Genomic DNA, 18,937 nt, shown 5'->3' on the forward strand with positions numbered 1-18,937 from the left:
AACGTAATTTTGTGTCTTTCGCTTGTTTCTCAAAGCGGGTGCAAAACTAGTGATTGTTTTTGTTTCCTGCAAGAAAAACTTAAAAAATTTTGAAACTTTTTTTTCGTCCCTTTTTCCTCGTTTTCCCCAACAGTCTATCAATGAACTTTCCGTGTTTTGCGGGGTGCAAATGTAAAAAGCATTTTCAAATCTCGCAAGCTTTTTTGAATCTTTTTTTTCGGAAGTTTTACCTTCCTTTGATCCGTCTGCTTGCCAGTAATTCAGTGAACGTTTTTCGTTGTTGCGGGTGCAAAAGTACACAACAATTCCAGTTACGCAAGCTTTTTCAAACACTTTTTTCAATCTTTTTTCGATGTTTTTCTTAACTCACTGGTAACGCCATCTTTACAATTCAAATATTTTTCATTACTTGTGCGGTTTTTCCTCGTTTGTTTCGCTTTTCCTTGTTTTTCGTGTGTTTGGGATTGCCTCTTTTGAGGGGGTTTCAGGTTTTGGGGATGTTTTTTGACGAAAATTTAAGGTAACTAAATGCACTTTGCGCCGTTTTTAATCCCGCAAAGACGCCAGGACGCCGAGTTTTTTACTTCCGCTTCTTCTGGAAACGGATCCCCTAGCCCCGATAGGAGCGGAAATCCTTTTTATGGCGGGGTTCGCCGTAAAAAGATTGGAGCGTATAGCGGGAATTAGCTCCTTATTATTACCCCAATTACAAATCTCAATGGGCTTCGACTCCGCTCAGCATGACATGCCATACTTATATAGTATATATGTACAAACAACAAACCCGACAGGCTTTAGGAAGCTGTCGGGTTGAAAATGTATTTTAAATATTTATATCACTAATCAAAACGAATGGCTTTGACTGGAGATATTTTCGTTATTATATATGATGGTATTAAAAGAACGAGAAAGCACACACTCACAGTAAGCAAATTCAACAAAAGAATATATATCCAGTTTAAATACACTGGTGCTTTATTAACATAATAGTTTTCTGGGTTTAACTGAACAATTCCGAATTGCTGCTGAATCAACAAAAGCGTAATACCGATTAAATTCCCCCAGAATAGCCCTCGGAGAATTAAATAAAATGCATTGTATAAAAATATCTTACGTACTGACCAATTATTTGCTCCCATCGATTTTAGAATCCCTATCATTTGCGTTCTTTCTAAAATAAGAACTAAAAGAGCTACAATCATATTAATAGTTGCAACCAAAATCATAACCGCTAAAATTACAACAATATTAAAATCGAAAAGTTGAAGCCAATCGAATATATAACTATACTTTTCTATAATAGTATTGGTATCTAGATTTGAAGATGTTTTCTCATAAACTTTATTTCCTACCGACTTAATTTCATCAAAGTCTTTTACAAAAACCTCAAAAGCTCCTATCTGATCATTACTCCATTTATTAATTCGCTGAATATGACGGATATCACCAATAATATAAGTAGCGTCAAAATCCTGAAATCCGGAATTAAAAATCCCAGCGATTTTAAATCGACGGCTGTTTGGCATTTTACCTTGTTCCTCTTTAATAAAAAAAGTGTTAAACTGATCTCCGATTTTCAAATTCAACCTATCAGCTAGAAATCTCGAAATAATAACATCTTCATTTAACGATTTAGAAAAGTCTGGCAATTTACCTTCTACAATATATTCTTTAATATTATTCCAATCATAATCTGCTCCTACTCCTTTAAAAACAATTCCTTCAAATGCATTTTCGGTTCTAATAATTCCCGACTTTGTTGCGATTGCCTGAATATGACTAACCTCTGGAACACTTTTAAAATTAGGATAGAACTCTTGCTTCTTAGAAATAGGCACTATAGTTATTTCTGAATTATTATTATCATAATTGGAAATAATGATCTGCCCATTAAAAGCAGAAACTTTATCACGAATTTTTTTCTGCAGACCAATTCCTGTTGCAACAGAAACAATCATCATAATTATTCCAATTGCGATTGCTGAGATAGCAATTTTAATAATAGGTGCCGAAATACTGCTTTTGTAATCTTTTGCAGTGATTAGTCTTTTGGCTATAAAATATTCTAAATTCAAACTACAGGTTGTTTAATTATTCCTTTAATCAAAAATACGTCTTAAAGAACAAAATGAGAAATTATTAAAAATAATTCACATTCTTTCCTTTATAAGGGAAGCTTTTTTTTCATTTCTTCCACTATATTAAATGCGGCTGGACAAATTTCAACATTCTTTAATGTCAAATTTGAAATCTGATAAAATTTGTTTCGATCTGTATGAGGAAATTCTCTACAGGCTTTGGGCCTAACATCATAAATCATACAGTAATTCTCATTATCTAAAAAAGTACATGGAACACTTTTCAAAACATAATCTTTATCTTCATCAATTCTAAGATATTGCTCTATGAATTGCTGTGGCTTTTGCCTAAAATGCTTTGAAATTCGCTCTATGTCGGCTAACGTAAATAGCGGCCCAGTTGTTTTACAGCAATTAGCACATTTCAAACAATCCGTTCTTTTAAATTCCGCATTGTGCAAATCCTGCATAACGTAATCTAAATTTTTGGGTTGTTTCTTTTTAAGCTTATCGAAATACTTTTTATTCTCGTTATGCTTATCTTTGGCTAACTTACTTAAGTTATTTAAAATCTGTTTCAAGTTTAAAATTTAAAGTTGATCTGCAAAATTAAGCAACTTTGAACTCGAAACCTTAAACTTTAAAATAAAACAATGAAAGATCTTTTTGGAAAAGCAATATTTGATTTTTACACCAAAAATTCGCCTGAAGATATTATTACTGAAACTTCAATTTCTGAAGAAGATGAAATGAGCGTTGAATACCTTTTTCGCAGTTATAACGAAATGCCAAAAATTGAGCAAAAGGCCCTCCAACTGGCACGAGGAAAAGTATTAGACATTGGCTGTGGCGCAGGAAGCCATTCTTTATCATTACAAAATGAGCGTAATCTAGATGTGACAGCTATTGATATATCTGCAAAAGCAATTGAAACTACTCTGCTTAGAGGTGTCAAAAAAGCCGAAGTAAAAAATATTCTAGATTTTGAGGGCGAAAAATTTGACACTATTTTGGTTTTAATGAATGGAACCGGCATTTTTGGAAAATTAAAAAATTGCAACACTTATCTATTGAAATTAAAATCTCTACTAAACCCTGGAGGGCAAATTTTAATTGACAGTTCCGATATCATCTATATGTTTGATGAAGATGAAGACGGCGGCAAATGGATTCCCTCTGAGAATGATTATTATGGAGAGCTCACCTTTAACATAAGTTACAAAGGGGAAAAGGAAGATACTTTTGACTGGTTATATTTAGATTACAATACACTTCAAAATGCCGCAATTGCTAACGGTTTGAATTGCGAACTTATTCTAGAAGGAGAACATTACGATTATCTAGCAAAAATATCCATTTAAAAAACAACAATCAGATTTATGAAAGAATTAGATTTAGAAAAACTAAAATACCCTATTGGCAAGTTTATCGCTCCAGATAATTACTCCCGAGAATATCTTTCTGCAAAAATTGAAGAAATTGCAACATTACCAAACAGACTAGAAAAAGAAGTACTTCATTTAACAGATGAACAATTGGATACGCCATATCGTCCTGACGGATGGTCTGTTAGGCAAGTTATACACCATTGTGCTGAAAGTCATATGAACTGTTATATTAGAATCAAATGGGCTTTAACAGAAAACAACCCTGTTATTAAAGCGTACGACGAAGTTCTTTGGTCTGAAATTCACGACAATTTAACAATGCCAATTCAACCAACACTCGATTTACTTAAAGGCCTTCACTTTAGATTAGCCTATATCATGAAAAATTTATCAGATTCAGACTTAGAAAAAACTTTTGTACACCCTTCAGACAATTCCGAAAATAAAATCAAAAAAATTATTGGAACATATGCCTGGCACGGAAATCATCATTTAGCCCATATTACTACTTTAAAAAAGTATAAAAATTGGCAATAATAAAAATCTGAATTCTATACAGCTACATAATTAAACTTAAAAAATCTCTTCAAATGAAGAGATTTTTTAGTTTATGGTATGTTTAAATACTTATGTGTTTGTAATGAAACTCTCCACTTTGGATTATTCATAACATAATCAACTATCAGTGGAGTCATTTCTTCTTTTTTACTCCATTCTGGCTGTAAAAATAGAATTGCGTCATCGTTAACCAACTCAGCCTGTTCTTCAGCAAAAATAAAGTCGTGCTTATTATGAATGATGACTTTCAATTCGTGAGCATTATCATAAACTGTTTTCGTTGGTAACTTATTTTTTTTCGGAGAAAGGCAAATCCAGTCCCAAGTTCCTGATAATTCAAAAGCTCCAGAAGTTTCAATATGTACTTTTAAATTTCTTTCTTTCAATTTATTTGTAAGAAGTGTCATATCCCAAGACAGCGGTTCTCCACCGGTTACAACAACTGTATCTGCAAATTTTGCAGCATTTTCTACAATTAAATCAACACTTGTCGGTGGATGAATTTCTGCATTCCAGCTTTCTTTTACATCACACCAATGACATCCTACATCACATCCTCCAATTCTAATAAAATAAGCAGCACGCCCAGTATGGGAACCTTCTCCTTGAATGGTATAAAATTCTTCCATCAAAGGAAGCATTGCTCCTTTATTTATTTCTAATTGTATTTCTTTCGGTAACATTTTAATATTTTAAGAGTGCAAAGATAGTCAATAATATACACAACAAAAAAACCGATAGTTTTTTGAACTATCGGTTTTTAATTTATTTTAAAAATCTAAATTATTTTAGAGCTTTAATAGACTGTGTAGCATAAGAGTTTGCTGGATCTAATACTAAAGTTTTATTGAAATATTCAATAGCTTTAACTTTATCAGTATTTGCATAAGCAGCACCAATACTATTATAAGCTTCTACAAACTTTTTAACTACAGCTGGTTTAGCTACTTCTTCTGCACCTTTTGCCGTAATTTTCGCAACATATTCTTCGTAGTTTTTAATGATCATATCATCTTTATCCAATAAAGAGTTGATTCTTGCTTTGTATATATAAGCCTCATCGTAATTAGGAGCAGTCGTTAAAATTTTATCAAAAACTGCATCTGCTTTAGCTAAAGCAACCGCATCACGGTTTTCTTTTGGCTTACTAGCATTACCGTAGTATAAAGAAATACCATAATAAACACTATCATCTAAATAATTTTTTGATTCAGCATTATTTGCTCCAAGTTCAAAAATAGCAGCTGCTTGATCATATTGTTTTTTACCGAATAATTCTTTTCCGAAATCTGCAAATTCCTCAACTACCAATGGCTCTAATTCAACTGCTTTTTTAATATCAGCTAAACCTGCATCGAAAGCAGCTTGATCAACAGTACCGTCAGCAGCAGTTCCTTTTTTGATTTTAGATAATCCTAAATAGTAGTAATCTCTACCGATAACTTTGTTTCCTGGAGCTTTAATAAAATCTTCAATAGATTTAATAGCCACGTCAACATTTCCGTTTTCGTAAGCAGCATATCCTAAATATCTGTAGATTCTAGGATTTACTTTATCCTGAGCAATCATTTTGTTAGCAACAGTTTCTAATTGTTTGTAATCTTTTACCAAGATTAAGAAATCTGCATGACGCATTTTAGAATCCATTGAGTAATCAGTTAAACTCAAGTATTTCTCATAGTTAGTAATTGCATTTTGCAAATTAACTTTAGAAGTAGAAGGTTTATTTCTTGCCCATTTGTAATAAGTTTCAGCAAGCTCTCTGTAAACTGGTCCGTAATTAGCATCTAAAGCAATAACTTCATTGAAAGATTTAATTGCTTCATCATAAGATTTAGCACCTTTCAACAAAACTCCTAATTGCATTTTAGCTCTTAATAATGTATTATCAGCTGTAAATGCATCACGGTAAGATTTGTAAGCATCATTCTGATTGTTTGAACCGTAGTAAGCATCTCCAATAGCCAAAAGTGCTTGAGCATTTTGAGGATCAACCAATAAAGCACGCTTCAAAATATCAACTGCACTTTTATAATCTGGATTCTCAGAATTCATATATGCTCTAGCGATGTAAATAAATTCATTCACATCCTTTTTTCTCATGTCTTTAGTAGCCAAGGTAAAGTTAGCCTGAGCCGCTGCAGTATTTTTTGCATCAAGGTCTAACTGACCTAAACCAATATAGCTTAAGTTTTTCTTATCTGAAGCTTGTAATCCATTATTGTAGTAGATTTTCGCAGAGTCTACTACAGATTGATTTAAATAAACGTTACCTAAAACAAAATTTGCTTCACCATCTGAAGGTTTCGCTTTGATCATTGATTTAAGCAATGTTTTTGCTTTCTCAAATTGCTCTGCATCAATCGCCTTTTTTGCCTGGTTGATGTCTTGCGCTTTTGCTGCCGTAGCCGAAACTACTAATGCAAGACTAAAAATTTTAAATTTATTCATCTTTATCGTAATTAATTTATTCTTTATCTTTTATAATTTCTTTTCTAATTTGAAGTTTTCTTCCTGGTGTCTTATAAGGAAGTAAACCTGATTTCAAAACGATTCTTTGTCCTATTTCACCGGCTATGAAAGAAGCGAATCCCATACCTAGCCCAGAATAACCTTGACAGTTGATAATAAACAAATCACGTGCCAAAGGATAATTTCCTAATTCCAGGTCGTTTTGAGTAGGGCTAAAGTATTCATTACCTTTTAAACCCTTAACATACAAAACATTAATTTTATCCACTGTTTGTGTCATATCTGGAGTTGGTTGATAAATCCAATTGATACCAATAACACCAATCATACCCTCGTTTTCAGAAACAAATTTGATCACTTCATTATTTGTTTTGAAAGAGAAAACGCCAGTTTTAGGCAACTCATTTATCTTTGCCAAATCTTTCATATAACGAACAGTGCTTGAATTAGGATTGTCAAAAACTAAACCTTTTATTTTCGGATCTGGTTTACCTTGAAGAAAATCAATCACACTTTTCAACGCAATTAATGTATCATTATTGCTTTTATTTGAAATAAATGCAATTGCATCATGTGCAAAAGGCGTGACTCTAGGATTAATCTTGCTTTTTTCAAAACGCGCCTTTTCTTCTGTTGTTAAATCCCTAGTTGTTATTGCGACTTTTGTTTTTTGATTCAACAAATCGTTTATAACTTCCGCTTCCGATTTTGGTTTAACAGTAATTTTTGCATCATAGTAAGTCCCTTCAAAAACAGCAACCTGATCGTCTACAATCTGTTTTACAGTTTCGTCAACAGCAAGATCAATTGATCCTTTTAAAATGGTTTCTTTTTCAGCCTCATTTTTGTTTTTTTGGTTACACATGGCAAACAAAAAGACAAAAACTACCAAACCTAAAGCCTTACTATATTTCAACATAATTGTTATTCTTTTGAATTAATTAATCTTAAAAATCTTATCGCAGAGTATACTATTAGCAATCCACCAAAAGCATATCTGTATTTAGGCTCCATATTAAGGGGTAGTTTTTCCCAAAACATAATCATTAAACCAAGTACAAGATAAATTAAAAAAAACAGTATTCCTAAAACAAGAAGAAATCGCTCTTTGAGCGATTTCTTCTGAATATTATTAAGTATATCTTTTAACATTATTCTGCAGATTGAATAGTAATAGGAAGAGAGTATAATACCCTAACTTTTTTACCATTTTGCTCGCCGGGAGTCCATTTTGGACATTTTTTAAGAACACGAATCGCTTCTGCTCCTGTACCATAACCGATATCTCTTAGAACTTTGATATCTGTTAATGACCCGTCTTTTTCAACTACAAACGTAACGTAAACTTTACCTTTTAATCCTTCTTCTTCTGGAGTTTTATAATTGTTACCTACGAATTTGTAGAATTTCTCAATTCCTCCTGGGAAGTCAGGTTTTACTTCGATACCAGCTGTGTTATATACAGTGTTATCTTCTTGAATAACCTCTTGTACTGGTCCTTTTCCAACTGGCTCATCAACAGTTAAAACTGCATCTGGATCTCCTTTGATGGTTTCAGCACCAACTTTTTTGTCCTTCAAATCCACAATTTTTGGTGGATCTTCTGTTACTTCTTCTGCTTTCGCAACAACCGGTTTCACGAATTTCACTTGATCCACTTTTGGTGGTGGTGGTGGTGGTGGCGGTTGGTTTGGTTTAATTTCCTCTTTTTTCTTTGGAGGTAATTTTACCGTTGCAATCTTAATATCGTTATTCTCTACTGGTTCTTCAGAATCAGGTAAGAAACTTGCAATAAGAGGTGCAGCAATAGCAACGCTAAAAATAATAGAACCGATAACAAGTGCTTTCACAGTTGTTTTTCCGTTTGATTTTCTTAGCTCGTATGCTCCATATATCTTATTACGTCCTTCGAATACGATATCAAGCCATTGATTTTTTATAATATCTAATTTCATATCTCTTGATTTTTAAGTTGACAAAATTAAGATCGCTCTTATTTTTTATCAATCACTTTTGTCTCTTCCGGTGTAAACTCAGGAACAATTGCATAAGTATCTACTCCTGTAATTGCCATCTCATCCAAAATATCAACCAAATTACGGTAATTTGATTTTTTAGTTGGTTTAATGATCACGATAATTCCGTTTTTAGGTTTTCCTAAACCTGCAGAATATGCCAAAACAGCTTTCTTTTGTTTTAGTAATTCTCTACGAATACCATCTTTACCATAAGCTATATCTTTAGGACCTACTTTTGGAGTTGCTAGTAACCCCATATAATAAACAATTTTATTATCGGCTCCTAACATAACCGTCATGGTACGATTTTCATCTACCTTCGTTTCATCTTTCTTTGTCGTATCCGGATCTTTATCTGGCAGAGACAAATCCATCGCTTGAGGTTTTGACAACGAAGTAGTTAACATAAAGAATGTAATCAATAAGAATGCCAAATCCACCATTGCCGTTAAATCGACCTTCGAACTTTGCTTTTTGCTTCTTACTTTACCACCTTTACCACCACCGCCGTCGCCGGTATTTAATTCAGCCATTTTAGTGTATATTTTTTAATTAAAAGTCTCTTCCTCTTTTTCCTGTAACTAGGTTAAAAGAGTTGATTTTCTGATCTTGTAAGATATCCATAATTTTTTTAATTTTTGGATATTCTTCTTTAGCATCTCCTTTAATCGCAATCTGTAATTCTTTATCATCTAAATCAATTGTAGCTCTTCTAGAGATTAGAAGCCATTCTTTTAATTGATTATCTAATGAATCTAAAGGAATTCCAGGTTGATCTGCTTTGGTTCTGTCCGCCGCTTTCATGTCAATGATTTGCTTTAAACCTGTAACTGGCACACCAAAATCATCCATTAATGAAAATTTGGTTTTATCTTCTTCTGAAAATTCAATACCATATTTTGCACCAATACCTTCAAGAGTTCTTTTACGAATCTCTCTTCCTTTGATGTCGAAAAACACTTTTCCTTTTCCTACTGTAATAATAGCCAAATCTGAATCTGGCAATTTAGATTGAGCAACAGAAGAAGGCATGTCTACAGGAAGTGCTTCTGGCACTTTAGCAGTAGCGGTCAAAATAAAGAACGTTAGCAAAAGGAATGCAACATCACACATCGCAGTCATATCTGTCGATGTAGACTTTTTTTTCATTTTTATTTTAGCCATTATCTTTTTATTTTATTTTTTTGATATTAAATATCAAAAATTAATTATTGTCTTAAACTTCCTCTGAATTTTCTGTAAGTATTCACGATTGTAGTACCAGCCTCATCGATAGAGTAAGTTAAATCGTCAATTTTAGCAGTAAAGAAGTTGTAAGAGATAATCGCTAATACAGAAGTAGAGATACCTGTTGCAGTGTTGATAAGTGCCTCAGAAATACCTGTTGCAAGAGCAGCTTGGTCAGGAGTACCAGCAGAAGCTAACGCACCAAACGCTTTAATCATACCAGATACAGTTCCTAATAATCCTCCTAATGTACCTAAAGATACTAAAGTAGAAACGATAGTCATGTTTTTCTCTAACATTGGCATTTCTAATGAAGTTGCCTCTTCAATTTCTTTATGGATTACTTCAGAAGCTTCCTCACTGTTGAATCCTTCTTTTTTAACGTCTTGATATTTAATCAAAGCAGATTTAATTGCATTTGCAACAGAACCTTGTTGTTTGTCACAAGAAGCGATAGCAGCTTCAATGTTTCCTTCTTTAATACTTCCTTGAACATTTTTCATGAATGTATCTAAATTAGCTTTTCCAGCCGCTTTACCGATAACAATGTATCTTTCAATAGAAAAAACAACAACCATTAAAAACATACCTAATAATGCTGGTACAATAAAACCTCCTTTGTATACCATTCCTAAAGTATTGATTGGGTGACCTGTTTCCGGATTCCCACCTTCAAAGTTAGCAGGAGAACCCATCACGAATTTCCAAATTAAAAACCCAACTAAGATACACGCTACAATAATGATCCCTGTAATCATTCCTCCCCCATTTGAAGTGCTCTCTTTTTTAACTTTAACGTTTGCCATTTTTTTTAATTTTAATAGTTTTAAATAATTTTTATTTTTTAGTTATATTTAACTTGTAGAGGAGCAAATTTATACGTTTAGTTTAAATAAAAAAACTTTTTTTAATTTAATTGACCGAAATTTAACTTCAATTTAAAAAATATCTCATTAAATTGCCGACGTCATTTTTTAGATAAACCAAAAAAAAGGACGATAATTAGAAAAATTACAACGTTTTAGTAAATATTCAAAGATTCCTTTGATATCTTCTTAAAAAGCTGCGAATTTTTTTTTTATTAATTTTTCAATCAAAAAAGGCTTTTTCTTACTAAAAAAAACATATAAAAAATACCCAAAAACAAGCAAATACTCGCATAATCATCTAAATTACAAATAAAAAATGAATAAAAAAGATAATTTTATTACAGATATAAATACAGGGTATTCTTCTAAGGGAGACAGCATTATCTTAGGAGGGGCAATACTTGACGGTGAACCACTTGCAGAAGCGCACGTTAAGATTCCGCTGAAAACATTAAATCGTCATGGTTTAATTGCTGGTGCAACAGGAACCGGAAAAACCAAAACAATTCAGGTTTTTTCGGAACAACTTTCTAATGCCGGAATTCCTGTTTTAATGATGGATATTAAAGGTGATTTTAGTGGTATTGCAAAAGAAGGAAAAGAACAAAGTTTCATTACAGAGCGTCACGCTAAAATGAACATACCTTATAATGTTGCTTCGTTTCCTGTTGAATTAATGTCTTTGTCTAAGCAAAATGGAGTTCGTCTGCGTGCAACGGTTTCTGAGTTTGGTCCTGTTTTGTTTTCTAGAATACTGGATCTAAATGATACTCAAGCTGGTGTTGTTGCTGTTATCTTTAAATATTGCGACGATAATCAAATGCCTTTATTAGATTTAAAGGACATTAAAAAGGTTATCAATTATATCACTGAAGAAGGAAAAGAAGAAATTGCAGCGAATTATGGTAAAATTTCGACCGCAACAACGGGAACTATTCTTAGAAAGATTATAGAATTAGAACAACAAGGTGGCGACTTGTTTTTTGGCGAATTATCTTTTGAAACCGACGATTTAATGCGAATTGATGAAAATGGTAAAGGGTATGTCAATATCATCCGTTTGACAGATATTCAGGATAAGCCTAAATTGTTTTCTACTTTTATGTTAAGTCTTTTGGCTGAGATTTACCAAAAAATGCCAGAAAAGGGAGATGCAGACCAACCGGAATTAGTAATCTTTATTGATGAAGCGCATTTAATTTTCAACGAAGCCAGTAAGGCATTATTGGAACAAATAGAAACCATTGTAAAACTGATTCGTTCAAAAGGAGTTGGTGTTTATTTTGTAACTCAAAATCCAATGGATGTTCCTAGTGGTGTTTTAGCTCAATTAGGTTTAAAAATTCAGCACGCTCTTAGAGCTTTTACAGCAAATGACCGTCAGGCAATTAAAAAAACAGCAGACAACTACCCAACTTCTCCTTATTATAAAACTGACGAATTATTAACCAGTTTAGGAATTGGAGAAGCGTTGGTTACAGCACTTAACGAAAAAGGTATTCCTACTCCTCTGGTTGCAACGATGATGCGCGCGCCAATGAGCAGAATGGATGTTTTAACGAATGATGAAATTGAAGAAATTAACGCAAAATCTAAATTAGTTAAGAAATACGTTGAAGAAATCGATCGTGAAAGTGCCTACGAAATATTAACTAAAAAGATTGAAGAGGCAAATCAAGCCACGGCGAATCAGGAAGAAAAAGCGCCTGCAAAATCTTCAAAGACAGGACCAACTACTACAGAAGTAGTTACAAAATCTGTATTGAAAGTCGTAACAAGTGCCACTTTTATACGAGGCGTTTTTGGCGTCTTGACTAAAATATTCAAGAAATAGAAAATTATAATATTCAATATCAATTACAATTTTAAAGATTGTAATTGATATTGCTATTTAAAATTAAGCTTTCTGAAGCAAATCCAAAATCTTGTTTTCAACTTCTGGAGTATTCCATATATTTTCGATATTATCCAATTTTAAAATTTCTTCCATAATCCCGTTTTGATAATCTCCGATTGCTAAAGCTTCGGCATACGGGCGATCACTAAAAGTAACTCGGCTATAAAGCGGAATCCATTTGTCTGGGTGTTTATCTGAAAAAACTTTTTCTATTTTCTTTTGAAGCAGGAATTTTTCATCGGCAGTTTTGGTACTCATTTCCAAGAAATTGCGATACGAAAGTTCAGCAATGGCATCTGCATTAGGTTTTCTGGAAATCTGATACTCAGAAAATATCTTTTTCCAGTCGTCTTGGTACTTTTCAATCATTTCGTTTAAAACCGTAATATCCTCAAAACCAGCATTCATTCCTTGTCCATAAAATGGCACAATGGCATGGCAGGCGTCTCCAATTAGAGCAATTTTATTTTCAAAAGTCCAAGGAAAACATTTCATAGTTACCAAAGTACTCGTTGGATTTTTAAAGAAATCATTGGCTAATTCCGGAATTACTTCGATAGAATCAGGAAAATTCTTCTCGAAGAAATCTTCCACCATTTTTCGGTCTGTTAATGATTCGAAAGAGTTTTCACCTTCAAAAGGCATAAATAAAGTACACGTAAAACTTCCGTCAAGATTTGGAAGCGCAATCAACATGTATTCGCCTCTTGGCCAGATATGAAATGAATTTTTATCTAGTTTATGAGTTCCATCTGGATTTGCCGGAATGTTCAATTCTTTATAACCCATATTCAAAAATTCCTGCGAATAGTTGAACATACTCTGGCGCTGCATTCTATGGCGAATTCTCGAAAAGGCGCCATCGGCACCAAAAACCATATCAAATTTTCGCTCTTCCCACTCGCCTCTTTCGCTTTCTCCTATATGTAAAGTAGCATCGTTCAAAGTAACATCCCAAACTTTTTGTTCAAAATGAAATTCTGCTCCGGCCTGTTCCGCAAGATCGATCATTTTTCGATTTAGTTTTCCTCTCGAAATAGAGTAAATCGATTCTCCTTCCTGACCGTAGTTTTGAAAATTTAATTTATCAACTAGATGAATCGCCCTTTTGTCCATTGGAATCGCAATTTCGCGTACGGCATCACCAACACCAACAGCATCCAACGCTTTCCAACCACGATTGGACATCGCCAAATTAATGGAACGTCCAGAGAAATTTATTTTTCGGATATCGGGACTACGATCATAAACATGAACAGTGTGACCAGCTTTTTTTAGATAAATTGCCAAAAGCGATCCTACAAGTCCAGAACCAACAATAGCAATTTTTAATGAAGTTTGCATCGAGGGAAAATCTAATATATGAGTCGTAAAAATAAGTAATAATTGTAGACAACTCTTAAAATAAGTAAATTATTTGTTGTGTAAGGAATGTTTCTATTTGTACTCATTTAACAAATTGTTCTATCAAAGCAACAGATCTCAAAAGGCAACTCAAAAACTTGGTGCGGTAAAAGAGGAAATTTTTGGAAATAATTATGTCGATTCTACAGGGGTTTTCTTTTAAATGCAATGTAACTTTTTCACAGAAAAATGATACATTCGCTTACACTAAATCGATCAATGCATGAAAAGCAAAATCTATATAATTACATTCTTTATTTTAGCTGTTTTCAATATTTCTGCACAAACAAAAATGTTGACTGGTCATAAACATTTAGTAATTCTTAATATTCCTAAAAACTGGATTCAGGTGGAAAACGATCAACTTCCATTTTTAATAAAACCTGATGAAAAAAATATCAGCGACAATACTTATATGTACGTTTATGCTTTAGATTATGAATCGGCTCCGGATTTAAATTTATGGATTGAAGGAAATAATACAAGTCTAAAAAACCAAATTCCAGAAATAAAAATTGATGAATTAGAACTTAAATTCAAAAATTTAAAAAAGGATAATTTCCTGACTGGGCGCTATAAAGCTGTAAACTATATATATATCCAGATTCTAAAGAAGAAGTTTTACTAATTATTGAGTCTAAAACTACTATTATAACCGCTGTTTTGTCTGCAAAAGATAATACTGAATTCAAACTATATCTCAATTCATTTAAAGAATTAGTGAACTCCTTAAAAATTAATGCCGCGAATTTGAAATTTGAATAAGTACAAAATTTCAACATTTTAAAATCTTTAAAACAAAACAACATCATACCATTTAATAGATGAATCTTTACTCTGAATATTACGTCAGCAAAAAATCCGAAAGATTTGTCAACAAAATCTGGTGTCTGGATAATAGCTTCGGCGAAAGCCTGATTGAAAACAAACTCGTTTTACCTAACGGATGTTTTAATCTGGCAATTATAAGCGGAAATGCAATTGAAGTTCATACCAGTAAAAGTAAATACGAAATGAGCGAGGGAATTTATTTCTGCTCGCAAATGACCAATAAGGTTTTAGTGAACATTCAGCCTAAAACTAAAGTTACAATCATTCAATTTCACGCATGGACACTTTCAATGTTTCCGAAATATGATTTGAGCAATTTTACAGATTCTATCATTAAAATTGATTCGATCGAATTGCCTTTTAAAATTGAGATTCAATCTGATATTGAAACCTTATTATATACCGTAAACCTCTATTTTGAAGCATTAGCAGATTCAAATCCGAAAAAAAATATTGTGGAAAACATTTGCGAAATTATTCAAAAAGAAAAAGAAGAGATTTCTGTTTCTCAAATTGGCCAGCTTTTAAAACTTTCACAACGATTACTTCAAATAAAATTTAAAACCGCAACGGGAATTACGATTAAGAAATACATTCAGATTCTAAAATTCAGAAAGTCTGTCGATCAAATGGTAAATGCCGATTTAGAAAAAATGAGTTTGACCGAAATTGCACTTTACAACAAATATTTTGATCAATCTCACTTTATAAAAAAATTCAAAGACGTCACCAAAACAACTCCAAAAACGTTCAATCCTGATTTGTATTTTCTTTCCAAAAAAAGATAAGTTTTCGCTTTTATACAATTTTCTTGATCATGATTGTAGTATTCTTGCAAAATCATTAATCATCAATCCATCATCAAAATGAATATCAATCATTCTTTTTTTCAATTAAAGACTTTATTAATTGGAATATTGCTATTTCAGCTACAAGTTACTTTTTCGCAAGAAGAAAAAAACTCCTCTTTGTACAAAACCATTTTGTCAAAAGACAGTCTTTTGTTTACTATAGGTTTTAATACCTGCGATATAAAACAATTTGAAAATTTATACACCGAAGATTTTGAGTTTTATCATGACAAAGACAGCGTTTCGGATAAAGCTAGATTTTTAAAAACACTTAAAAGCGGTATTTGTTCTCCAACCAGAAAATACAATTACCGAAGAGAACTAATTGATGGAAGTACAGAAATTTATCCTTTGTATAAAAACGGCGTTTTGTATGGTGCGATACAAATGGGAACGCATCGTTTTTATGAAACTTCAGCTGGAAATGCCGAACAAGCCGGAAGTTTCGCAAAATTCACACATCTCTGGCTCTTAAAAAATAAAGATTGGAAATTGGCAAGATCGCTAAGTTATAACCATCAAATGACAAGTTCTATTGCAGGCGTATCTAATCTTTTTGACAACGATCAGGAAACTGAAAAATGGTTGAAAGAAAACAACATTCCTACTTTAGGAATTGGAATTATTTCTGATGGTAAATTGAAACAAATCAAAACTTTTGGCAAACTCAAACGAGATGTTCCTGCGCCTTACAATACGATTTGGAATATTGCATCATTGACAAAACCAGTAACGGCGATAGTCACTTTAAAATTGGTCTCTCAGGGAAAATGGGATTTGGACGAACCGCTCGACAAATACTGGATCGATCCGGATATTGCCAAAGATGCAAATCATAAACTACTGACAACCAGAATCATTTTAAGCCATCAAACAGGATTTCCGAACTGGCGGGATTTTAACGAATCTAAGAAACTGGATTTTAAGTTTAAACCTGGAACACAATATCAATATTCTGGAGAGGGTATGGAATATTTGAGAAAAGCGTTGGAAAAAAAATTCCATAAAACTTTAGATCAATTGGCTTCAGAATTGATTTTTGAGCCTCTGAAAATGAATGATACTCAGTTTGTATGGAATGACAAAGTTGATATTTCGCGATATGCTGTTAACTACGACAAAAACGGAAATGCTTACGAACCAACAAAAAACAAAACCGCCAGCGCTGCAGATGATCTTTTAACTACAGTTGAAGATTATGGGAAATTTTTATCGAGTGTAATGAACAGCGAAGGTTTAAGCAAAAAGGTTTTTGATGACATGATTTCGCATCAGATCGAGACAAAAAAGAACAAATACTTTGGTTTAGGTTTTGAAATCTACGATTTAGGAAATGAAAATTATGCGCTTTCTCATGGTGGCGCAGATAAAGGCGTTCAGACCATTTTCCTTTTGCTGCCAAAAACCAAACAAGGTTTAATCATTTTTACGAATGTTGATGATGGCTATAAAGTTTACGAAAATATTGTTGTTCATTATTTGGGCGAAAATGGTAGAAAAATAGTGGATATCGAAACAAAATAATTTCCATCAACATCAGATATTAATACTAATCTGAATACCATGATAAAATTATTTATACTTCTATTATTGTACATAAGCAAAGTTTTAACTGCTTAAATATGTATTAAAAACATTTGTTAGTTATGAGCATAGACCTGCTTAAAAAGCCGCTTTGGTCTGTGCTCTGCTTTTTACCTTTTAAAAAGTAAAAAAATGAATTAATTCTGAAACCAAATTAAAAAATGATCGTCTAACAATTTGAAACGACCAGTTATTACAAAGTTTCAATCATCAATCAAAAACGAATCATTTTATTAATCCAAAACTATTATCATGAAAAAATCAATCAAACTCATTGTACTCTTAGTTGTTTTTCAACTCTCAGCATTAAGCATTTTTGCGCAAGACAAAGCGCAGCAAATTGAGCAACTTTTAAGCAAATACAACGAATACGGACAATTTAACGGTTCTGCCTTGGTTACCGAAAACGGAAAAATTATTTTCAAAAAAGGATTTGGTTCGGCAAATATGGAGTGGAATATTCCAAATCAGCCCGATACTAAATTTAGATTGGGTTCTATCAGCAAACAATTTACAGCATTTTTAATTGTTAAATTGGCTGAAGAAGGAAAATTAAAACTTGACGTTCCGATTAGCGCTTATTTACCCGATTATCCAAAAGAAAATGGCGATAAAATCACGATTCATCAATTATTGACACACAGCTCTGGAATTCCAAATTACACCAGTGCGCCAAACTTTTTTAAAGACAAAGCCAGAAACCCCTACACTCCGGCAGAATTTGTAAAAACATTTTCGAGTTTACCTTTAGAATTTACTCCAGGTGAAAAATTCAATTATAGTAATTCTGGTTATTTTTTATTGGGTTATATTATTGAAAAGATTTCGGGTAAAACGTACGAACAATATCTACAGGAAATCATTTTTAGACCTTTAAAAATGGTCAATTCGGGTTATGATCATAGCGATGTTATTTTAAAAAACAGAGCTGCAGGTTACGAGAAACAAGGCAAAAAAATTGTAAATGCCGCATATCTTGACATGAGTATTCCGTATGCGGCTGGATCTTTATATTCTACCGTAGAAGATTTATTTTTATGGGATCAGGCATTGTATACAAATAAACTTCTTTCGGCAAAATCGATGGAATCGTTGTTTAAACCTTACATAAGTTTAGGAAAAGCTTCTTATGGCTATGGCTGGTTTATTGAAGAAGTTGATAATGGAAAATTAAAAACCATAGGACATGGTGGTGGTATTAATGGTTTTAATACCATTATTTCACGTTATCCAACTGATAAAAACCTGATTGTTTTATTGAATAATACGGGAGGAACTGTCTTAGGAGAAATGAACGATGGAATTCGCGCTATATTATACAATCAGCCAGTCAATCAACCCAAAAAATCATTGGCTCTTGATTTGTTAGATGTTTATACAGAAAAAGGTGCTGTTGCAGGAACTGAAAGCTACAAGAAGCTTAAAAACGATCCAACATACGCTATTAAAGAAGGCGATATGAACAGAGTCGGTTATCAGTTATTGCAAACTGGAAAAAAGAAAGAAGCGATTGAAGTTTTTAAAATTAATACTGAAACTTTTCCAAAATCAGGAAATGCTTATGACAGTTTAGGCGAAGCTTATTTAGCCGATGGAGATAAAAAATTGGCTATCGCGAATTATAAAAAATCAGTTGAATTGGATCCGACAAACGAAAACGGGAAGAAAGTTTTAGCAGAAATTTTGAAATAGCTTTTTTTTTAAAGGGACAAAGTAACAAAGTGACAAAGGTTCAAAGGTTTTATTACGAAACCTTTGAA

Annotated in this window: 19 protein-coding genes; 7 read left to right on the forward strand and 12 right to left on the reverse strand. The window is 32.8% G+C overall.

What is annotated here, in order from left to right; genetic code table 11:
• The 3 genes from K6T82_RS20615 to K6T82_RS20625 form a co-directional block, all read right to left on the reverse strand.
• Positions 1-333, reverse strand: a 333-nt coding sequence (locus K6T82_RS20615; protein ID WP_223710170.1) for a hypothetical protein, incomplete at its 3' end; no start/stop codon positions are given.
• Between the two features lie 506 nt (positions 334-839).
• Positions 840-2,075 carry an ABC transporter permease gene (locus K6T82_RS20620; protein ID WP_223710172.1) on the reverse strand — a complete coding sequence of 412 codons (1,236 nt, stop codon included), beginning with the start codon at positions 2,073-2,075 and terminating at the stop codon, positions 840-842.
• A gap of 89 nt (positions 2,076-2,164) precedes the next feature.
• Positions 2,165-2,659: a YkgJ family cysteine cluster protein gene (locus K6T82_RS20625; RefSeq protein ID WP_184159670.1), complete on the reverse strand. Its 495-nt coding sequence runs from the start codon at positions 2,657-2,659 to the stop codon at positions 2,165-2,167.
• A 72-nt stretch (positions 2,660-2,731) separates the two neighbouring features.
• Between K6T82_RS20625 and K6T82_RS20630 the strand changes: the two genes are divergently transcribed.
• Entirely contained in the window at positions 2,732-3,439 is a 708-nt protein-coding gene (locus K6T82_RS20630) for a class I SAM-dependent methyltransferase (protein ID WP_223710174.1), read from the forward strand.
• Positions 3,440-3,457: 18 nt separating this feature from the next.
• Positions 3,458-4,003, forward strand: coding sequence for a YfiT family bacillithiol transferase (locus tag K6T82_RS20635; protein ID WP_223710177.1), 546 nt, complete (start codon positions 3,458-3,460; stop codon positions 4,001-4,003).
• 71 nt (positions 4,004-4,074) lie between these two features.
• Here K6T82_RS20635 and K6T82_RS20640 read toward each other — a convergent pair whose 3' ends face one another.
• From K6T82_RS20640 to K6T82_RS20675, 8 genes are all read right to left on the reverse strand, one after another.
• A complete protein-coding gene (locus tag K6T82_RS20640; protein WP_223710179.1) occupies positions 4,075-4,707 on the reverse strand; it encodes a 7-carboxy-7-deazaguanine synthase QueE in 633 nt (210 codons plus the stop codon).
• 100 nt (positions 4,708-4,807) lie between these two features.
• A complete protein-coding gene (locus K6T82_RS20645; protein WP_223710181.1) occupies positions 4,808-6,475 on the reverse strand; it encodes a tetratricopeptide repeat protein in 1,668 nt (555 codons plus the stop codon).
• Between the two features lie 16 nt (positions 6,476-6,491).
• Positions 6,492-7,415 carry a PstS family phosphate ABC transporter substrate-binding protein gene (locus tag K6T82_RS20650; protein WP_223710183.1) on the reverse strand — a complete coding sequence of 308 codons (924 nt, stop codon included), beginning with the start codon at positions 7,413-7,415 and terminating at the stop codon, positions 6,492-6,494.
• 5 nt (positions 7,416-7,420) lie between these two features.
• Positions 7,421-7,648 (reverse strand): hypothetical protein, encoded by a 228-nt coding sequence (locus tag K6T82_RS20655; RefSeq protein WP_223710185.1) that lies wholly within the window; start codon positions 7,646-7,648, stop codon positions 7,421-7,423.
• Positions 7,648-8,451 (reverse strand): energy transducer TonB, encoded by an 804-nt coding sequence (locus K6T82_RS20660; RefSeq protein ID WP_223710187.1) that lies wholly within the window; start codon positions 8,449-8,451, stop codon positions 7,648-7,650. Before K6T82_RS20660 ends, K6T82_RS20655 begins: the two co-directional genes overlap by 1 nt.
• 38 nt (positions 8,452-8,489) lie before the next feature.
• Positions 8,490-9,047, reverse strand: coding sequence for an ExbD/TolR family protein (locus K6T82_RS20665; RefSeq protein WP_223710189.1), 558 nt, complete (start codon positions 9,045-9,047; stop codon positions 8,490-8,492).
• Between the two features lie 19 nt (positions 9,048-9,066).
• Positions 9,067-9,678: an ExbD/TolR family protein gene (locus K6T82_RS20670; protein ID WP_223710191.1), complete on the reverse strand. Its 612-nt coding sequence runs from the start codon at positions 9,676-9,678 to the stop codon at positions 9,067-9,069.
• A gap of 44 nt (positions 9,679-9,722) precedes the next feature.
• A complete protein-coding gene (locus tag K6T82_RS20675; protein WP_223710193.1) occupies positions 9,723-10,547 on the reverse strand; it encodes a MotA/TolQ/ExbB proton channel family protein in 825 nt (274 codons plus the stop codon).
• A 379-nt stretch (positions 10,548-10,926) separates the two neighbouring features.
• Between K6T82_RS20675 and K6T82_RS20680 the strand changes: the two genes are divergently transcribed.
• Positions 10,927-12,444 carry a helicase HerA-like domain-containing protein gene (locus K6T82_RS20680; protein WP_223710195.1) on the forward strand — a complete coding sequence of 506 codons (1,518 nt, stop codon included), beginning with the start codon at positions 10,927-10,929 and terminating at the stop codon, positions 12,442-12,444.
• 63 nt (positions 12,445-12,507) lie between these two features.
• On the opposite strand, the gene K6T82_RS20685 is transcribed toward K6T82_RS20680, so the two are convergent.
• Positions 12,508-13,851, reverse strand: coding sequence for an FAD-dependent oxidoreductase (locus K6T82_RS20685; RefSeq protein WP_223710197.1), 1,344 nt, complete (start codon positions 13,849-13,851; stop codon positions 12,508-12,510).
• A gap of 283 nt (positions 13,852-14,134) precedes the next feature.
• On the opposite strand from K6T82_RS20685, the gene K6T82_RS20690 reads away from it, so the two are divergent.
• The 4 genes from K6T82_RS20690 to K6T82_RS20705 all read left to right on the forward strand — a co-directional run bounded on the left by K6T82_RS20690 (position 14,135) and on the right by K6T82_RS20705 (position 18,869).
• Entirely contained in the window at positions 14,135-14,539 is a 405-nt protein-coding gene (locus K6T82_RS20690; RefSeq protein WP_223710199.1) for a hypothetical protein, read from the forward strand.
• 196 nt (positions 14,540-14,735) lie between these two features.
• The gene (locus tag K6T82_RS20695; protein ID WP_223710201.1) at positions 14,736-15,530 is read left to right on the forward strand and encodes a helix-turn-helix transcriptional regulator; all 795 of its coding nucleotides are present in this window, start codon (positions 14,736-14,738) and stop codon (positions 15,528-15,530) included.
• Between the two features lie 78 nt (positions 15,531-15,608).
• Positions 15,609-17,117: a serine hydrolase domain-containing protein gene (locus tag K6T82_RS20700; RefSeq protein ID WP_223710203.1), complete on the forward strand. Its 1,509-nt coding sequence runs from the start codon at positions 15,609-15,611 to the stop codon at positions 17,115-17,117.
• A gap of 312 nt (positions 17,118-17,429) precedes the next feature.
• Complete coding sequence (locus K6T82_RS20705) at positions 17,430-18,869, forward strand: serine hydrolase (RefSeq protein ID WP_223710205.1); 1,440 nt, start codon at positions 17,430-17,432, stop codon at positions 18,867-18,869.
• Positions 18,870-18,937: the final 68 nt, after the last annotated feature.

This window comes from Flavobacterium potami (genome assembly GCF_020026915.1).
Lineage (GTDB): Bacteria > Bacteroidota > Bacteroidia > Flavobacteriales > Flavobacteriaceae > Flavobacterium > Flavobacterium potami.